The sequence below is a fragment of the Mycoplana sp. BE70 genome (assembly GCF_031455855.1).
Taxonomy (GTDB): Bacteria; Pseudomonadota; Alphaproteobacteria; order Rhizobiales; family Rhizobiaceae; genus Mycoplana.
In genome coordinates, this window is sequence record NZ_JAVDTM010000016.1 from 83,810 (window position 1) to 101,477 (window position 17,668).

The 17,668-nt window shown below is 61.1% G+C and carries 20 protein-coding genes; 11 read left to right on the forward strand and 9 right to left on the reverse strand.

From position 1 onward, the window contains the following. Positions 1–97: 97 nt before the first annotated feature. Positions 98–841 (reverse strand): SDR family oxidoreductase, encoded by a 744-nt coding sequence (locus J2Y48_RS23440; protein ID WP_310423397.1) that lies wholly within the window; start codon positions 839–841, stop codon positions 98–100. Between the two features lie 98 nt (positions 842–939). Here J2Y48_RS23440 and J2Y48_RS23445 point away from each other — a divergent pair, with 98 nt between their 5' ends. Beyond that, a complete protein-coding gene (locus J2Y48_RS23445) occupies positions 940–1,857 on the forward strand; it encodes an AraC family transcriptional regulator (protein WP_310423400.1) in 918 nt (305 codons plus the stop codon). A 21-nt stretch (positions 1,858–1,878) separates the two neighbouring features. Here J2Y48_RS23445 and J2Y48_RS23450 read toward each other — a convergent pair whose 3' ends face one another. After that, on the reverse strand, positions 1,879–2,325 hold the full coding sequence (locus tag J2Y48_RS23450; RefSeq protein WP_310423403.1) for a MarR family transcriptional regulator: 447 nt from the start codon (positions 2,323–2,325) through the stop codon (positions 1,879–1,881). A gap of 144 nt (positions 2,326–2,469) precedes the next feature. On the opposite strand from J2Y48_RS23450, the gene J2Y48_RS23455 reads away from it, so the two are divergent. Continuing rightward, the gene (locus J2Y48_RS23455) at positions 2,470–3,237 is read left to right on the forward strand and encodes an alpha/beta hydrolase (RefSeq protein ID WP_310423406.1); all 768 of its coding nucleotides are present in this window, start codon (positions 2,470–2,472) and stop codon (positions 3,235–3,237) included. 147 nt (positions 3,238–3,384) lie between these two features. Here the strand turns inward: J2Y48_RS23455 and J2Y48_RS23460 are convergent, their stop codons facing one another. Together J2Y48_RS23460 and J2Y48_RS23465 are read right to left on the reverse strand one after the other, a co-directional pair. Beyond that, positions 3,385–3,747 carry a hypothetical protein gene (locus J2Y48_RS23460; protein ID WP_310423409.1) on the reverse strand — a complete coding sequence of 121 codons (363 nt, stop codon included), beginning with the start codon at positions 3,745–3,747 and terminating at the stop codon, positions 3,385–3,387. A 513-nt stretch (positions 3,748–4,260) separates the two neighbouring features. Next, on the reverse strand, positions 4,261–4,560 hold the full coding sequence (locus J2Y48_RS23465; RefSeq protein ID WP_310423411.1) for a hypothetical protein: 300 nt from the start codon (positions 4,558–4,560) through the stop codon (positions 4,261–4,263). Positions 4,561–4,856: 296 nt separating this feature from the next. Between J2Y48_RS23465 and J2Y48_RS23470 the strand changes: the two genes are divergently transcribed. From J2Y48_RS23470 to J2Y48_RS23510, 9 genes are all read left to right on the forward strand, one after another. Then, entirely contained in the window at positions 4,857–5,660 is an 804-nt protein-coding gene (locus J2Y48_RS23470; RefSeq protein WP_310423414.1) for an SDR family oxidoreductase, read from the forward strand. 194 nt (positions 5,661–5,854) lie between these two features. Next, positions 5,855–6,793: a GlxA family transcriptional regulator gene (locus J2Y48_RS23475; protein WP_310423416.1), complete on the forward strand. Its 939-nt coding sequence runs from the start codon at positions 5,855–5,857 to the stop codon at positions 6,791–6,793. Between the two features lie 58 nt (positions 6,794–6,851). Continuing rightward, complete coding sequence (locus J2Y48_RS23480) at positions 6,852–7,889, forward strand: alpha/beta hydrolase (protein ID WP_310423420.1); 1,038 nt, start codon at positions 6,852–6,854, stop codon at positions 7,887–7,889. A gap of 253 nt (positions 7,890–8,142) precedes the next feature. Beyond that, a complete protein-coding gene (locus J2Y48_RS23485) occupies positions 8,143–9,498 on the forward strand; it encodes an epoxide hydrolase (protein ID WP_310423422.1) in 1,356 nt (451 codons plus the stop codon). Between the two features lie 52 nt (positions 9,499–9,550). After that, a complete protein-coding gene (locus tag J2Y48_RS23490; RefSeq protein ID WP_310423425.1) occupies positions 9,551–10,186 on the forward strand; it encodes a VOC family protein in 636 nt (211 codons plus the stop codon). Between the two features lie 95 nt (positions 10,187–10,281). Then, positions 10,282–10,752, forward strand: coding sequence for a 2Fe-2S iron-sulfur cluster-binding protein (locus J2Y48_RS23495; RefSeq protein WP_310423427.1), 471 nt, complete (start codon positions 10,282–10,284; stop codon positions 10,750–10,752). A gap of 2 nt (positions 10,753–10,754) precedes the next feature. Beyond that, positions 10,755–12,926 carry a xanthine dehydrogenase family protein molybdopterin-binding subunit gene (locus J2Y48_RS23500; RefSeq protein ID WP_310423430.1) on the forward strand — a complete coding sequence of 724 codons (2,172 nt, stop codon included), beginning with the start codon at positions 10,755–10,757 and terminating at the stop codon, positions 12,924–12,926. A gap of 100 nt (positions 12,927–13,026) precedes the next feature. Further along, complete coding sequence (locus tag J2Y48_RS23505; RefSeq protein ID WP_310423460.1) at positions 13,027–13,941, forward strand: alpha/beta hydrolase; 915 nt, start codon at positions 13,027–13,029, stop codon at positions 13,939–13,941. Positions 13,942–14,285: 344 nt separating this feature from the next. Beyond that, complete coding sequence (locus J2Y48_RS23510) at positions 14,286–15,236, forward strand: alpha/beta hydrolase (protein WP_310423434.1); 951 nt, start codon at positions 14,286–14,288, stop codon at positions 15,234–15,236. Between the two features lie 117 nt (positions 15,237–15,353). Here J2Y48_RS23510 and J2Y48_RS23515 read toward each other — a convergent pair whose 3' ends face one another. The 5 genes from J2Y48_RS23515 to J2Y48_RS23525 form a co-directional block, all read right to left on the reverse strand. Beyond that, a complete protein-coding gene (locus tag J2Y48_RS23515) occupies positions 15,354–15,851 on the reverse strand; it encodes a GNAT family N-acetyltransferase (protein ID WP_310423438.1) in 498 nt (165 codons plus the stop codon). Positions 15,852–16,322: 471 nt separating this feature from the next. After that, entirely contained in the window at positions 16,323–16,631 is a 309-nt protein-coding gene (locus J2Y48_RS23520) for a hypothetical protein (protein WP_310423442.1), read from the reverse strand. A gap of 215 nt (positions 16,632–16,846) precedes the next feature. Continuing rightward, entirely contained in the window at positions 16,847–16,933 is an 87-nt protein-coding gene (locus J2Y48_RS25470; RefSeq protein WP_405030301.1) for a DUF982 domain-containing protein, read from the reverse strand. Next, a complete protein-coding gene (locus J2Y48_RS25475; RefSeq protein ID WP_405030298.1) occupies positions 16,930–17,097 on the reverse strand; it encodes a DUF982 domain-containing protein in 168 nt (55 codons plus the stop codon). Before J2Y48_RS25475 ends, J2Y48_RS25470 begins: the two co-directional genes overlap by 4 nt. A gap of 20 nt (positions 17,098–17,117) precedes the next feature. Continuing rightward, positions 17,118–17,384 carry a DUF982 domain-containing protein gene (locus J2Y48_RS23525; RefSeq protein ID WP_310423446.1) on the reverse strand — a complete coding sequence of 89 codons (267 nt, stop codon included), beginning with the start codon at positions 17,382–17,384 and terminating at the stop codon, positions 17,118–17,120. Positions 17,385–17,668 lie beyond the last annotated feature (284 nt).

Consider the following 17,668-nt stretch of genomic DNA (forward strand, 5'->3'; position numbering starts at 1 on the left):
AGTTGAAGGTGGGGTATACACCGTTCAATCGGGCTTGTCATGAAGCGTGCGTAGGACCGGCGAGAAGCGGGCGAGGACTCGCCTTCCACTGTTCGCTTCAGCGCGCCAAGGCCAGCTTCACCGCATCGGATCCCGCCGGATAGTGCAGCCGCTCCGAGGCGTCGGTGACCGCTTGCCACACGGCTTCGGCAACGTCGCTCTCCTTTGTTGTCAGCGCTGGATTGGCGAATTCGGCAAAGATCGGCCGCGCGTATTCCTGATAGGCTTCGGGAATAAGATCCGCGACAGCTATGTCGGTGTTCTGCGCGAACTGTGTCGTCGGCGCATAGCCGGGCTCGACCAGTTTGACCCGCACGTCGAAGGCCGCCAGTTCATGGGCCAGCGAGCCGGTGAAGCCCTCGATCGCCTGCTTGCTAGCGGTGTAAGCGGCTGCCAATGGCATCGGGGCCAGCGTCACGCTGGAGGTAACGTTCACAATCACTCCGGACCGGCGCATTCTCATCGGTTCGATCACGGCCTGGGTCATTGCCATGACGCCGAAGGTGTTGGTCTCGAATACCTTGCGTACATGCGTCATCGGCGTCGCCTCGAAAGCCCCGACCACGCCGATGCCGGCATTGTTGACCAGCGCGTCGATCGGTCCGGCCGCTTCTAGTGCGGCGGTAATGCTGTCGGGCTTGGTGACGTCCAACGGCAGGATGCGGATGCGCTCCGAGCTGGGAAACAGATCGTTCCGTGGATTGCGCATGGTGGCAACGACAGTCCAGTCATGCCTATGAAAGTGGCGCGCCGTTTCCAGGCCGTAGCCGGACGAGCAGCCCGTGATGAAGACGGTCTTCATGTCGGTCTCCTGTGTTCGATGTTGACACGAAAGGAGTAACCGGATTGAATTGGACTATCATCAATTGAAAGTCCATATTTCTTTTGCGATAGTCCGAAATGGCCGACCCACTGTCTCAGGTGATAGAGCTTCTGCGCCCCCGCGCCGTGTTTTCCAAAGGGATCAGCGGTGCTGGTCGCTGGGCGGTGCGCTATGCCGAGTTCGGTCAACCGGGCTTTGCGGCTGTGACCGAAGGGCGTTGCCGCCTCGCTGTCGATGGCGAGGAGCAGGTCGTTCTCGAAGAGGGGGACTTTGTCCTGCTGCCGGCGACCCCGGCCTTCACCATGTCGGGTTTCGAGCCGGTCTCCCCTGAGTTCATTGACCCGAAGACCGCCCCAGGAGTTGCCACGGAAGTCCGCTATGGTCGTCCGGATGGGCCGCCGGATGTCCGGCAGTTCGGTGGCTACTTCAGCTTTGAATCGCCCGATGCCGCGATGGTCGTATCTCTGCTGCCGCGGATGGTTCACGTCCGCAGTGTTCCGAGACTGACCCAACTGGTGCGGCTTGTGGGTGAGGAAGCGGAAAGAGAGAACCTTGGCCGCGACCTCATCCTGGCGCGCCTAGTGGAAATCTTGCTTATCGAGGCTCTGCGGGCGGTGTCGCTGCATACGTCACAGCCAGGCATCTTGCGTGGCCTGTCGGATCCCCGGATCGCTGTCGCCCTGCGGAAGATGCACAGCGACATCCAGCGATCATGGACGGCTGCTGATCTCGCGCGAGAGGCCGGAATGTCCCGGTCGTCTTTCTTCGAGCGCTTCATCCGTACGGTCGGGACAAGCCCGATGGAGTATCTTTTGGGCTGGCGTATTGCCGTCGCCAAGAGCCTGCTGCGTAGCGGAGCGATCTCGCTCGAGGAAGTAGCCGGGCGGATCGGCTATGGCTCGGCAAGCACGTTTTGCACGGCCTTCACTCGCCAGGAGGGGCAGTCGCCCGGCCGTTTCATGCGAACACTCATTTCAGCTCACGCCAAGCTGTGAACCAGGGGACCGAGGTGAGGATCACGACGAGGTGCTGTGCATGCCGCTTCGCAGTTTCTGCACCTTCTCGTTCAAGTCGACCATTTCGCCCACCGAGAAGCCGGATCGCCGCAACAACGTCTCGGTCAGGCAGCCGGTTTTCGCATGCAGATCCTTTCCTTTCGCAGTCAGAAAGACCTGTACCAGCCGTTCGTCATTCTTGTTCCGATGGCGTTCGAGGTAGCCAGCGACCTCGAGACGTTTGACCGCCGGCGTTATGGTACTCGGCTCGAGCCACAGTCGCTCGGCGATAGCCGAAATGGTCAAGCCGTCCTGTTCCCACAATGTGCTGAGGACCAGATACTGGGTGTAGGTAACGCCGAGTTCGTCTAGCATGGGCTTGTAGACCCGGTTGATCGCAATCGCGGTCGAGTAGATGGAAAAGCAGAGCTGTCTGTCCAACGGCAGAAGGGGTGGGGCTTTCGACATGGGCGCTTCCTGGTTCACGGGATGTCGTCACATTACCACAAAAATCATTATCGCGATAAAAAGTTCTGGACAGGCAAATCAGGATCAGTTAATTAATGATTATTGCGATAATGATTATCGCGCCAATGACAAGGAGATACCGAAATGACCAGGAATTCTCTGCTCGGCGCCGCTGCGTCCATCGTCATCGCTGCAACCGGCTCCACCGTTGCTCAGGCTGAGCCGACCGGCATCAAGAACATCGTCCTCGTCCATGGCGGCTTCGTCGACGGCGCTGGCTGGAAGGGCGTCTATGACCTGCTCAGGAAGGATGGCTACAATGTCACGATCGTCCAGAACCCGACGGTCTCGCTCGCCGGCGATGTCGCCGTCACCAAGCGGGCCATTGCTGAGCTCGACGGTCCCGCAGTCCTGGTAGGCCACTCCTACGGCGGCGTCGTCATCAGCGAAGCCGGCACCGATGAAAGGGTGAAATCGCTTGTCTATGTCGCCGCGTTCGCACCCGACAAGGGCGAGTCGATCCAGACGCTGATCGCCAATCCGCCGAAAGGCGCGCCGGTGCCGCCGATCCTGCCTCCGGTCGATGGGTTCCTGCTCCTCGACAAGGCCAAGTTCGCCGACGCCTTCGCGGCCGACGTCGATCCGGGCACCGCGGCCTTCATGGCCGACTCGCAGGTTCGGTGGGGCGTCGAGGCTCTTGCCGGTGCCGTGACAGAACCCGCCTGGAAGAGCAAGCCGAGCTACTATCTCGTCGCCAGTGATGACCGAATGATCCCGCCGCCTGCGCAGCGCATGATGGCCAAGCGCGCCGGTGCCACGGTCGAAGAAGTGCCTGGCAGCCACGCAATCTACGTCTCGAACCCCAGGGCCGTTGCTGACCTCATCGAGAAGGCTGCAACCGAGACCAAGTGACGGAACGGTTGGGCAGGGCGCGCCTCGACTTGACGGCTTACCGCCCCATAAACAGTTTTGAGCGTTGGGCGACAATGCACGAAGGTTCCCGTGTTAAAGTCACCTGAACACGACTGGCCCGCTTCTGCGGGCCATTCTTCGCTTGTATTAGTCACCTGAGGCGACCGTCGGCTCGGATGTTCCGCTGCTCTCTGTAGGCGTGTCGGCCTTTGTCTTGTTCTTGACCTTCATCGAGTTTCGCTTTTGACCTTCAGCAGATGCGTCACGCGCTGGCGGTTGTCCGTCGAAGCGTCGCATTCGTTCATTGATCGCCAACGCAAGGACTGCCTGCATTACATTTCTGTCCCGCACACGCGAATCCTTCAGAACGCCCAATGACGCACGGATTATCTTCTTGCTGGAAGTGCCAGGACGATGGTTGAGCACGAAGTTGTAAAGTTCCGTATCGGTCAGACCTTCGGTAGCACCGTCAACCAGCGCCGCATAAACCTTTTTGCGCTTCTCGCCCATCCGCATAACCCTCTCTGCTGCCTCGGCAGACAATCCGTCATGGAACTGTCATAAACAAGGCCAGTTCTCTGGCGGTCTGGGCGTCGCACATCGGCACAAGGCGTCATGACTTAGCGCGTCTCAATCGACTGCAACTCGACTGTTCGCGGCGGCTGGATCGAGCGAAACCGCCTCGGAAGGCACGGCTCGTGAAGACCACGAAGCGCGAGGCGGCGTAGAGATGTATGGAAGCCGATCCATAAGGGCTTGTCGCTTGAGCGCTTCCACGAGTTCTGGACGGAGTCCATCACCGCGCTCCGCGGCGAGGATATGAAGTGCCAGCATAGATGACATATCAAGTTCCTCAGTTGTGGGAACTGCATGGTCCGCCCGGAGGTCTTTGGAAGCCACCCGTTTCCCAAACTTGCAGGCGGAAGCCATTTGGCGTCCATCGCCGCAAATGAGGTGATGCATCCGCTTTTAAGGGCGGCAAAAAGCCCGGTCGGCGGGTTTGGTCGGCCGGGCAAAGGTCAGCTATTTTGTGGCGTGTATGACTATCTTGCCCAGAGAAATTTTCGGAGCATCTACGGCGATGTGTGATGCGTTTTTCGCAATCCAGTCCTTGGCCATGCTGGTACTCTCATCGATGCCTGCCTTGTCCTGGCATACGGTCATCGATAGCCCACCGTCACTTTCACTGCTCCGGGCCAGAGTGTAGCTTACAAAGCCCTTGGTCGAGCGCAAAAGCTTTTCAATCTCTGCCTTGCGTTCCTCCAGCAACGAAAACAGCTCTTTCGCGCCCTTGCCTGTGTAAGTTCTTACAACGACGTCCATAACGGTTTCCCCCTGTGGGTAGGCGTTCACCATGTGAGCGGGTTATGGCCAGCATCGATCCAAGCCAAAAGCTCCAGTCCTGCTGGCCAGCGTGCGTCGCATGCCTTTTATAGCCCATTCGCAGGTCTCTTGCTTCCGAAAACCACTCTATTGAGGTGCAACATCCAGCCGTTGGGCTGTCACCTCTTTGCGGCGCTGACACGATTGATGGCGGGATTTGCTGGATATATGACATTTGAGACGTACCCGTTTGGACCTAGTATCGGGGCTCCAAATCCAACGGAACGGAGCCCGTCATGACCCAGCATTCGAAAGGTACCGCGCTGATTACCGGCGCATCCTCGGGCATTGGTGCCATCTATGCCGATCGGTTGGCGCGCAGGGGATATGATCTGATCCTGGTGGCGCGCAACCAGGCCCGCCTCAACGACTTGGCCAAGCGCCTTACAGACGGCACCGGCCGCGCCGTCGAGGTGGTCGCGGCTGATCTCGGCAACAAGGCCGATCTTGGCCGCGTCGAGCAGATCCTTCAGACCGACGCCAGCATAACCCTGCTTGTCAACAATGCGGGCGTCGGCGCGACTGCCCCGTTGCTGGCGTCCAATGTCGACAAGATGGAAGAGATGATCACGCTGAACGTCGCCGCGCTGACGCGACTGACTTACGCGGTGGTGCCAGGCTTCGTTGCCCGCGCGACCGGTGCGATCATCAACATCGCATCGATCGTCGCTATCGCGCCGGAAGCGCTGAATGGCGTCTACGGTGGCAGCAAGGCCTTCGTGCTCGCCTTCACGCTCTCGCTCCAAAAGGAGCTCGCCGAAAAGAACATCCGCATCCAGGCTGTCCTCCCTGGCGCGACGGATACCGATTTCTGGGGTATAGCCGGGACGCCCGTACAGCATCTCCCGAGTGAAATCGTCATGTCCGCGGAGGACATGGTGGACGCTGCGCTCGCCGGCTTTGATCTCGGCGAGGCGATCACCATTCCGGCGCTGCCAGAACTTGCCGATTGGGAGGCTTACGAGGTGGCGCGTCAGAAGCTCATGCCGCAGCTTTCCCGCAGCGCTCCTGCCGCCCGCTACCGGGCCGTGGCGGGTTAGCGGGTCTAGCGACCCAAGTCGGACCTGGTACCGCTACAATCGGGGCTGGCGAGGGCCGTTAGTTCGGTTGCAGGCCCAGAAAGCAGATATCCCGATGGCGAAGCGGTGAGGGGCGTCCCGTCCTCACAGCAATCAGGGTTTATGCCATGTCGCAAATGCCGTATATACAGCAATTCCAGTCAGGGATTTGTGCCATGCATCGGATCGGCTTTGTGGTCTTTCCCAGATTCCAGCTCATGGGCTTCGCGGCGGTGACCGCGTTCGAGATGGCGAACGTCGCCGTTGGGGAGACGGTTTACGAGATTGACCTGCTTTCGGAGAACGGCGGCGAGGTAAAGTCGTCCGCCGGCTTCGGCGTCCTTACGAAGGCGTTCGACGACACGGCGTACGACACGGTCATGTTCGGCGCCAGCTCTACGATCGAGCCGATGACACCGGGATTGATCAATTTCGCGCGACGCGCGACCGAAACGGCGCGGCGGGTGGCAGCGCCGTGTACCGGCGCCTTCGTCCTTGCCGAAGCCCGCTTGCTGGATGGGCGCAGGGCCACGACCCACTGGGCCTTCGCGCGCCTGCTGCAGGAGCGCTTCCCCGCCGTGAAGGTCGAGGAGGACCGCATCTTCATCGTCGACGGCAGTGTCTGGACGTCCGCCGGGATGACGGCGGGCATCGACCTTGCGCTTGCGATGATCGAAAAGGACCACGGCCAGGACATCGCCCGCTCCGTCGCCCGCAAGCTCGTCGTCTATCACCGACGCGCCGGTGGCCAGTCACAGTTCTCCGCGCTGCTCGAGCTCGAGCCGAAATCCGACCGGATCCAACGATCGATCGACTATGCCAAGGCGAACCTTCGCGGCGTTCTGTCGGTGGAAGAGCTCGCGGATGCGGCGGGCTTAAGCGCGCGGCAGTTCAGCCGGGCGTTCCGAACCGAAACGGGACAGTCGCCCGCCAAGGCGGTGGAGAATCTCCGCGTGGAGACAGCCCGGCTGATGATGGAGCAGGGGCGGCACTCCATGGACGTGATCGCCGAGGAAACCGGCTTTGCCGATCGTGATCGCATGCGCCGCGCCTTTCTTCGCACCCTTGGACAGCCGCCCCAGACGATCCGGCGGAATGCGCGCGAAAGCGCATAGGCGGCAGGTGGGCGCGCCTGCATCTGCGACTGTCTTCAAATAGTCGGGAGAGAAATCAATGACAGAGGAAATCAACCAGCCGCGGCGGCACTTCATGGGAATGGCGTTGGCGGTTGCTGGCGCGCAGCTCGGCATGACGCGTGTCGGTCAGGCGCAATCAGCCCCCAACATTCCGGCGACCGCGCCCAGGACGGACACAACTTTCGGCTCGCTCAGGCAGATCGATGCAGGCGTCCTGAATGTCGGCTATGCCGAGCTCGGCGCGAGCGGTGCGCCTGTGGTGATTCTTCTGCATGGCTGGCCCTATGACATCCACACCTATGTCGATGTGGCGCCGTTGCTGGCCGCGGCCGGCTACCGGGTGATCGTTCCATATCTGCGTGGCTACGGCACCACGCGCTTCCTGTCGCCCGACACGCCGCGCAATGGCCAGCAGTCGGCGATAGCCGCCGACATCATCGGTCTGATGGATGCGCTTGGGATCGAAAAGGCGATCATTGCGGGCTGCGATTGGGGAGCGCGAACCGCCAACATCATCGCCGCCCTGTGGCCGGAGCGCTGCAAGGCCATGGTTTCGGTAAGCGGCTATTTGATCGGCAGCCGCGCAGCCAACAAGAAGCCCTTGCCGCCGAAAGCCGAGCTTGCCTGGTGGTATCAGTTCTACTTCGCTACGGACCGCGGGCGTGCCGGCTACCAGCAATACCGGAATGAGTTTGCGAGACTCATCTGGCAGCTCGCATCGCCGCAATGGAATTTCGACGACGTCACCTTCAACCGCAGCGCGGCGGCTTTAGTGAACCCGGATCACGTCGCCATCACGATTCACAACTACCGATGGCGGATCAGCCTTGCGGAGGGCGAGCGGAAGTACGATGATCTGGAGGAGAGGCTCGCCAAATTCCCGCCCATCGGCGTGCCGACGATCACGCTTGAGGGCGATGCCAACGGCGCGCCACATCCTGAGCCCGCTGCTTACGCCAAGAAGTTTTCGGGCAAATATGAACATCGGCTGATCACCGGCGGGATCGGCCACAATCTGCCGCAGGAAGCGCCACAGGCCTTTGCCCAGGCCGTCGTCGACGTCGATCGTATCTGATTTCAGAGCGATCGGACGGGCGGCCGGCGCACGGTACGGCACTCCCCACCGAGGGGATGCCGAAGTGATCTTCGCGTTGGCGTGAGCCTGCTGTGACTGAAAATGCCGTATATATGGCATTTGAGACATGGCGGCTTGGTCTTAATGTTGTTGCTCGAAGTCAATGGGGTAGCTCATGCCGTCCGCACCTTTCACATCGCGGAGCCACAACAGCGGCTTCCGGTCGCCCCCCATACAGAAAAGGAGAATGATCATGTCCAGACTCCATTCCCTGATGGGCAAGCGCTATCACCTTGCGGCTTCCGCATTGGTTGGAGCGACTGGTCTTCTTGCGGCGGTCGCCGCGCACGGCGAAACCACGTCGCCCGCTCCGAGCCCCCAAATCGTCGCGCAGGGTTCCGCAGCCGGTGCGACCGAAACCAAGCCGGCCGTCGACGAGTCCATACGTCCGTTCCAGTTCCATGCAACGGACGAGGCCCTTGCCGACCTGAAGCAGCGCGTCGCCGCAACCAAATGGCCGGACCGGGAGCTGGTGGACGACAGAACCCAGGGCGTCCAGCTCGCCACGATGCAGAAGCTCGCAGATTACTGGTCGACGGGCTACGACTGGCGCAAATTCGAAACGAGGCTCAATGTCTTGCCGCAGTTCGTCACAAACATTGACGGGGTCGACATTCATTTCATTCACGTGCGTTCAAAGCACAACAACGCCATGCCGGTGATCGTCACGCATGGATGGCCCGGCTCGATTGTCGAGCAGATGAAGATCATCGATCCCCTGACGAACCCCACGGCTCATGGCGGCACCGAGGCAGACGCTTTCGACGTCGTCATACCATCACTGCCCGGCCATGGATTTTCGGGGAAGCCTGCCGATCTCGGTTGGGATCCGGTGCGGATCGCTCGTGCCTGGACGGTTCTGATGAAGCGCCTGGGCTATGACAGATATGTCGCGCAGGGCGGCGATTGGGGTGACGCGGTAACGGAGCAGATGGCGTTGTTGGCACCACCCGAACTCATCGGCATTCATACAAACATGCCGGCAACCGTGCCGGACGAGATCCAAAAGGCGCTCAACGCCGGCGGCCCGCCGCCGTCCGGGCTGTCGCCCGACGAGCGTCAAGCCTATGACCAGCTCGACTTCTTCTACAAGAATGGGCTCTCCTACGCCCTGGAGATGAGCAAGCGTCCGCAGACGCTGTACGGTATCGATGACTCGCCGATCGGACTGGCCGGCTGGATGCTCGACCACGATGACCGCAGCTACGCTCTTATAGCACGCGTATTCGACGGTCAGAGCGAAGGCCTCACGCGAGACGACGTACTCGACAATGTTACAGTCTACTGGCTGACAAACACGGGCGTTTCCTCGGCGCGCCTCTATTGGGAAAACAAGCTCGCCTTCTTTGCTCCAAAGGGCGTTGCAATCCCGGTTGCCGTCAGTGCCTTTCCAGACGAGCTCTACCAGGCACCGCGATCATGGGCCGAGAAGGCGTTTCCCAAGCTCATTTATTACAACCGGCTCAACAAGGGCGGGCACTTTGCAGCGTGGGAGCAGCCGGAGGTCCTCACACAGGAACTCAGAGCCGCATTCGAGTCGCTGCGTTAGCCGGTCAACAAAGCAGACGGCGTGCGTCGCCCGTCCAGCCAAGGAGAAAACCATGACAGCAGCACCCAGCATCGACAGAGCGCCGACGGTCGACTTGAAGCTCGAGGTCGTCGTTATCCCTGTTTCCGACGTCGATCGCGCCAAGCGGTTCTACGGCGGCCTCGGTTGGCGGCTCGACGCGGACTTCGCTGTCGGCGACGGCTTCCGCGTCGTGCAGTTCACGCCTCCAGGTTCACCGAGCTCGATCCACTTCGGCAAGGGGATCACGTCGGCCGCGCCCGGCACGGCAAGCGGGGCCTTTCTCGTCGTGTCGGACATCGAGGCCGCGCGCGCCGAACTCATCGATCGCGGGGCCGAGGTGAGCGAGATCTCCCACCGTGAAGGGCCGGGACAGCCGCCGATCAGCGGGCGAGATCCGCAGCGGCGCAGCTACCGCTCCTACGCTACATTCAGCGATCCGGATGGCAACGGCTGGCTGCTCCAGGAGGTCACGGAACGCCTGCCCGGACGCGTCGACGCGGGCGCCACGACGTTTACCTCGGCGGCAGATCTCGCTGGTGCGCTCCGCCGTACGGAGGCCGCACACGGCGCATTCGAGAAGGAACTCGGTCACCGTGACGAGGACTGGCCCACCTGGTACGCCGCGTACATGTTCCAGGAGCAGACCGGCCAGCCACAGTCGCGATGAGCGGCTGCCCTGTTTTCTTAGGCCGCCCCATCGGCGGAGGGCAAGGACATCATCGGGCGATCCTCGGGACCACCCGTCATGGAAAGGGAAGCATCATGGCCTTCACCATCGAAATCAACGGGAAGCCGCACAGCGTCGATGTCGACGACGACACGCCATTGCTATGGGTCCTGCGCGATGTGATTGGCATGACCGGCACCAAGTTCGGTTGTGGAATGGCGCTGTGCGGCGCGTGCACCGTACATATCGACGGCGTGGCGACCAGATCCTGCATCACGACGATCGACAGCATCGGCCAGTCGAAGGTGACCACCATCGAAGCCATCGGCGCGACCCCGGCCGGGGCGGCAATCCAGAAAGCCTGGCTCGATCATCAGGTCGTGCAATGCGGCTATTGCCAGTCCGGTCAGATCATGTCGGCGGCGGCACTTCTTGAGAGCAATCCACATCCGACCGATGCCGACATCGACGACGCGATGAGCGGCAATATCTGCCGTTGCGGGACCTATGTCCGCATACGCGAGGCGATCAAGCTCGCCGCGCAAGCCGGCAATCAAGGAGGCTGACCATGTCCCCCGCTCACATCCCATCCCCCGGCTTCCATCTTTCCCGTCGCAACTTCCTCGTGACCAGCGCCGCCGCCGGCGGCGGGCTGATACTGGGTCTCGCTCTACCGTTCGGCCGGAGCGAGGCCGCTGATCCGGCCGACTTCACGCCGAATGCGTTTATTCGTATCGGCCGCGATGGCGAAGTCGTCATGACCATGCCCTATGTCGAGATGGGGCAGGGCACCTATACCGCGATCCCAATGCTGATCGCTGAAGAGCTGGAAGTGAACTTGGCGCAGGTTCGTCTGGAGCATGCCCCGCCGAACGAAAAGCTCTACGCCAATCCGTTGCTGGGAGTGCAGGCGACCGGCAATTCCAATGCGATGCGAGGGGCATGGAAGCCCCTGCGGGAGGCCGGGGCGACTGCGAGGATGATGCTGGTCGCGGCTGCGGCCCAGCGCTGGGGCGTTGATCCGGCGGCTTGCCGCGCGCAAAACGGCGAGGTGATCCATGAGCCGACTGGCCAGCGCGCCAGCTACGGTGACCTGACCGCTGAGGCATCAAAGGTGCCGATTCCGGAAAGCGTGTCGCTCAAGTCACCCCAAGATTTCAAGCTTATCGGCACCTCGGCCAAACGATTGGATGCGGCTGCCAAGGTCAACGGGACGGCGGTCTATGGGATAGACGCCCGCCCGGCGGGTGTGAAGATTGCAACCCTTGCGCAGTCGCCGGCCTTCGGCGGCCGCGTGAAGAGCGTCGACGATGCGGCGGCGATGGCCGTCAAAGGCGTGCACAAGATCGTCCGGCTCGACGACGCGGTTGCCGTCGTCGCCGATCACATGGGCGCCGCGAAGAAAGGCCTGGAAGCGCTCAAAATCGAATGGGATGACGGCCCTAACGCCGCGCTCGACACCGAAAAGATCGCCCGTGAGCTCGAAGTGGCGACGCTCGGCTCCGGCGCGGTGGCGCAGAACATCGGCGATGTCGAAATGGCGATGGCGAGCGCCGTGACAAGGCTCGAAGCCAGTTACGAGGTGCCCTTTCTGGCGCACGCCGCGCTCGAACCGATGAACTGCACGGTGCATTTTCGCAAGGAGGAATGCGAGATCTGGATCGGTAGCCAGGCCGTGGCTCGTGTCCAGGCGATGACCGCCCAGGCCTTGGGCTTGCCGCAGGACAAGGTCATCGTCCACAACCATCTGATCGGCGGCGGCTTTGGCCGTCGGCTGGAGGCTGATGGCGCTCTCCGCGCCGTCGAGATCGCCAGGCATGTCGACGGCCCCGTGAAGGTGGTGTGGACCCGCGAGGAAGATATCCAGCACGACATGTACCGACCTTACTGGTTCGATCGAATTTCCGCGGGACTGGATGGGGAGGGCAGGCCAGTTGCCTGGTCCAACCGCTTTGCCGGTTCCTCGGTCATCGCGCGTTGGCTACCCCCCGGGTTCCATGACGGCCTCGACCCCGACTCGACGGAAGGCGCTATAAATCTGGCCTATGATCTGCCGAACTTCCATGTTGAATGTGTGCGCGTGGAACCGCCGGGCATCCCGACGGCCTTCTGGCGCAGCGTTGGTCCCTCGCACAACGTCTTCGTCACCGAGAGCTTTATCGATGAAATGGCGGCTGCAGCAAAGCAGGACCCGGTGGCCTTTCGCAGGGCTCTTCTCCCCAAATCGCTGCGCGCGAAGGCGGTCCTCGACCTCGCAACAGAAAAGGCGGGATGGGGACAGGCAATGCCGACGGGAAGAGGGCGGGGGGTTGCGCTGCAATCCGTGTTCGGCAGCTACCTCGCGCTGGTCGCCGACGTCGAGGTGTCGGAGGACGGCGCGGTTCGTGTTCATCGGGCGGTCTGCGCCGTTGACACCGGCACCGCGGTCAATCCCGACACCGTGCAGGCGCAGGTGCAAGGCGGGATCATATTCGGCACGACAGCGGCGCTGTATGGCGAAATCACATTGAAGAATGGACGCGTCGAGCAGGCCAATTTCGACACCTACCAGATGCTTCGAATGAACGAAGTCCCGGCTGTTGAAGTGCATGTTGTCAAAAGCGAGGAGCCGCCCGGGGGATTGGGCGAGGCCGGAACCTCATTGGTCGTCCCGGCGATCGCCAATGCAGTCTTTGCCGCCACCGGCACGCGGCTGCGCAAACTGCCGATCGGAACCGCATTGGCGAAGCAGGGCAACTGACCCGCACGAGGCGAAAGGAACTGCGATGAACGATTTGCGGGCAGATCCGAACACCTTGAGCAATGCGCGCCGAGCAATGATCCAGCGTGTTTCCGCCTACATGTATGCTCTCTGTCTCGCCTTGGCCCTCAGCCTGGCGGCTTCGGTATCGTATGGTGGTGTCGATCCGTTCCCGGCCGAATTCCACTCCGACCAGATCGCGACCAATGGCACGAGCCTTCACGTCCGTATCGGCGGCCAGGGGCCGGCTGTCCTCATGCTGCATGGCTTCGGCGACACCGGTGACATGTGGGCGCCGCTGGCGGCCGTGCTGGCAAAGGACCACACGGTTATCGTTCCTGACCTGCGCGGCATGGGCCTCTCGGCGCATCCGGACGCAGGTTACACCAAGAAGAACCAGGGTGTGGACATTGCCGGCGTGCTCGATTACCTGAAGATCGAAAAGGCCGATCTCGTTACCCATGATATCGGGAATATGGTCGGCTACGCCTTCGCCGCACAGTATCCAGATCGCGTGACGCGCTGGGTCGTCATGGATGCCCCGCTGCCTGGCATCGGCGACTGGGACAATATCATACGTGATCCGCGCCTGTGGCACTTCAACTTCCGCGGCCCGGACGTCGAACGGCTGGTCGCGGGGCGTGAGCGCATCTATCTGGACCGCTTCTACAACGAACTTTCCGCCAATCCCGCCGCGATCGATGAGGCGACCCGCAACCACTACGCCGAACTCTATGCGCGGCCGCGAGGGATGCATGATGCATTCGAGCAGTTCGGCGCCTTTACCCAGGATGCTGCGGATAACAAGGCGCTGCTTTCCAAAACCGGGAAGTTGGCCATGCCGGTTCTCGCGATCGGTGCTGAAAAGTCGTTCAACACCGCGATGGCCGACGACATCCGTTTCGTTGCCACGAATGTGACCGGCGTGGTGATTCCCAACTCCGGCCATTGGCTGATGGAGGAACAGCCCGCGGCCACAGTCGCCACCATCCGCGATTTTCTGGAAAGGAAATGAGTCACCGTACGTGAGATCAGATAATATCCGATCATTGTTCGTATGAAGCCTTAGGCCAGGCGCGCCGCTTGCACGACGGAGGCGCGCGTGACCGCCTTCGCGAACGTGAATACCGCAGGTACGCGCGACGTGCTATAGTTCACTGGGTAGGCCTCGTACTGAAGGGGGCGCATGCAACTTGCACGCCGCGAAATGATAGCCGGGCTCGGTTGCGCGGCAGTGTGCCCGATGTTTCGCGTGCGCCGCACCGAATAAAACATTGGTGCATCACCTGCACCATTTGCAAGACGATTTAGGCGCTTCGCGAAGGGCTGAGGACAGTCGGATAACACCGGAGGAACCTCATGAGTCAGCTCGAGCCTACCACACAAGCCTTCATCGACAGCCTTGCCGGCGCAACGCCGATCTACACGCTCTCACCCGAGACGGCTCGTAACGTTCTCGCCGACGCCCAGAAGTCGGTGTCGGTAAAGCTCGTGTCCGCGAGCAGCGAGGATCGTGTCCTCAATGTCGGCCCCAAGGGGCGCACCGACATCCGGATCTATCGGCCGGAGAACGCCAAAGGCCCGCTGCCGGTGGTGATCTACACCCACGGCGGCGGCTGGGTGCTGGGCGACCGCGAGACGCATGATCGGCTGGTCCGCGAGCTGACCATTGGAGCAAACGCAGTCGTGGTGTTCGTGGACTATGATCGCTCGCCCGAAAGCCGCTATCCTGTCGCGGTCGAAGAAAGTTATGCAGTGCTTAAGTACGTAGCCGAGCATCCCGACGAGTTCGGCGCAGATGCCAGCCGAATTGCGATCGCAGGCGATAGTGTTGGCGGTAACATGACGGCCGCGGTCGCATTTCTCGCCAAAGAGCGCAACGGCCCTGACGTGAAGGCACAGCTTCTCTTCTATCCGGTCACTGACGCCTCGACGTCGACCGGCTCCTACAAGGAGTTTGCCGAGGGGCCGTGGCTGACCCGAAAAGGGATGGAATGGTTCTGGGATCAATATCTGCCCGAAGCCTCCAAGCGCGCCGACATTCATGTCTCTCCGATCAACGCCAGTTCGGCGCAGCTCACGGGCCTGCCGCAGACGCTGCTGTTGGTCGACGAGAACGATGTGCTGCGCGACGAGGGCGAGGCGTATGGCCGGAAGCTGGCAGCGGCTGGCGTTCCGGTCACGTCGGTCCGCTACAATGGCACGATCCACGACTTCATGCTGCTCAACCCGATCGCGAGCACGCCCGCGGTGCGGGGTGCCGTCGATCAGGCGACGCAATATCTGCGTGCGGTGTTCGCCGGCCGATGACCGGAGGCCACAAGAGCCGCAGCCAGCCCCGCCATTGCTTCGACCAGAGCAAGCTGGCCGGAATAGACGCGGTGGCCCGTTGGTAGTCATGACGACCCTTTGACCAGACGCACGTGATCAAGCGCCACTTTCCCTGAGCGACTCAACTCCTCCCTGTTTTTGTATCCGCGCACGAGAAGTTACTATGTTATCACCGCCGCCAGATTCAAGCAGCACATATTCGTAATTGTCTGCCACACCGCTTCCGACGGGTCTAAAGCCATTGTTACGGTAGAACGCTAGAGCAGCATTATTGAGGGAGACACACTTCAACCGATAAGGTTTGGTGTACCAGCCCGGCAGCGCATGGAGGAGCGCCCGTCCGATGCCTCGGCGCAAGAACTGCGGATGAACGTGTAGATGATGAATGAAGTCGTCAGCCTCCCAAATCGAAATAAATCCGATCAAGCGCTTACCATCGAGAGCCACCATCTGCCGTTCACCCTCGGTCTCGCTGTCAAAATCAAGAAGCGTACGCGCCGATGCCAGCTCCCAATTGAACGCCGCCTGTCGCGATTGCAGGAACAGTTCGCGAAGGGCTGGCATATCGATGGGTGTGGAAGGACGAATTAACATGAAAGGTATTCCTGTGGCTCGGACACGGCACGCGGCGGCTGAACGGCGAAACAAGAGTCTCAATGTACCGCCCGAACTTTTAGCCCATCTCTCTCCTCTCGGCCAGGCGCGCATCCTGTTGACCGGCGACAACCGAAGGGAACTGCCGGTGCCGGTGAAAAAAGTACGACAGCATTCACACAGGCGCGTCCTATGCCGGCGATCCTCACCCGCAATACGCGGCAGAAGGTGAAGCGATGCGCAGGGCAGTCATCCGCGTCTACTCCCAGGGCCAGCACAGTCCGATCGTTATCAAGGCGATGCTCCTGCCGTGATACACACGGCGTTCCGGCTGCTGAAACGTAGACCGCATGCTAATCGCTCGACGGCCAGGCGGGGCGTATCCGGCGCGACTTTACAGGCCGGGCGCCTCACGGAGGCCCAGGAAGCGCATCAGCCGTTGAATCCAGAGTTCCTGCGGCTTAACCGGGCTTATCTCCCAGTCCTCTTTTCGATAACTGGCTGCAAAGCCTCTGTAATGCAGTCATCAAGCAAGGCCCGCAGGTTTTGGGCGCCAAGGATAGACATCCTCACCCGTGTCGAGACCTCGGCGATCCCAGGATTGTCGTATTCGTAGATGCTGCAGCCGAAGGAGAGATGGACAATGCCGTCGGCATATCTGGCCTCGGTAACGAGATCGACAAACCGCACCCCGTCGCTTCGATCGACGATCTCAAGTTGCTCGTTGCCCTCGAATAGAACCTTCGCCGACTCTGTGACCAAATCGTCGCTGGTGCCCATGCAACTGACTCCCGAACTTGAACTTCGTGAGAGCTCAACGTCCCCGGTGTCTTTTTGTTTCGCAGCTGATCGAGCCGGCGGCAGAACTCTCATGGACGGCCCGTCTCCTTCCTGCCCACCCCAAATGGGTGAGGCGCCGCTTTCGGAAGGTCGGGTTCGCCCCGGTCTTTTTAGTAGTTAGAATGAGCGCCGGATCAAAACTCATCCTCGCATTCTCACTTCTTCCGTATGAGGATTCCCGCTTCCTCAGCAGCGCGAATGAAGGCATCGCGGGCGATTTGTGAAGGCGCTTCATGTTTCAGAACAGCCCGGCAGACTCGCTTGGCTTCTTTGTAGGCCGCGCCCTGTTGCTACGCGGCCAATGCGAAAGGGCGGTGGCCGCCTGATGCGTGCTCCGCACAATTTCAACCTGCGCTAGGCCTCCCAACTCCAACTCTACGCTTTTGGTCCAGTACCTCGGGTCCATTCGCCTCGCTCCTCAGTAGATCAATGGATCGGGACGAGGATATCGGCTTCTTCCGCCGCTGCCCTGAAGGCTTCACGAGCGCCGCGATCGTCAGCGCCGCCCTCCAGGGCAGTTGCACAAACAACCAGGGCACGGTGGAACGCGACACCATCCAACGTGGGCCAAAGCTCCATAAGGCATTCCGCGGCCTCGCGGGTGTTGTCGACCTGAAGAACCGCAAACTCCTCTTCAAACTCGATCTCCACGAGAACGGCTTTCGACCACTTCTGGGATTTCTGTGAGGGCATCGGCATCTCCTCCGCTGCGTAAACAGCTAGCAGCGCAGGGAGTTCCCGATGTGACAGGAGGTACGGTATGAACGACACGTCGGTCTGCGGGACGGGTGCTGGCTTGGGTCCGCCTCTGCGTTGGCCCAGGTCGACTTCTTCAAATGCCGTCGTAACTACCTATCTTTCACTGGACTAGCCATGGGAGCCTCGGAAGCGGCCAATGTCTCGTAGTGGATTCATCTGCAGCGCTTTTGCGACACTCGCATTCATCGGGACGTTTTGCAGTGTCGGCACCGCGCGCG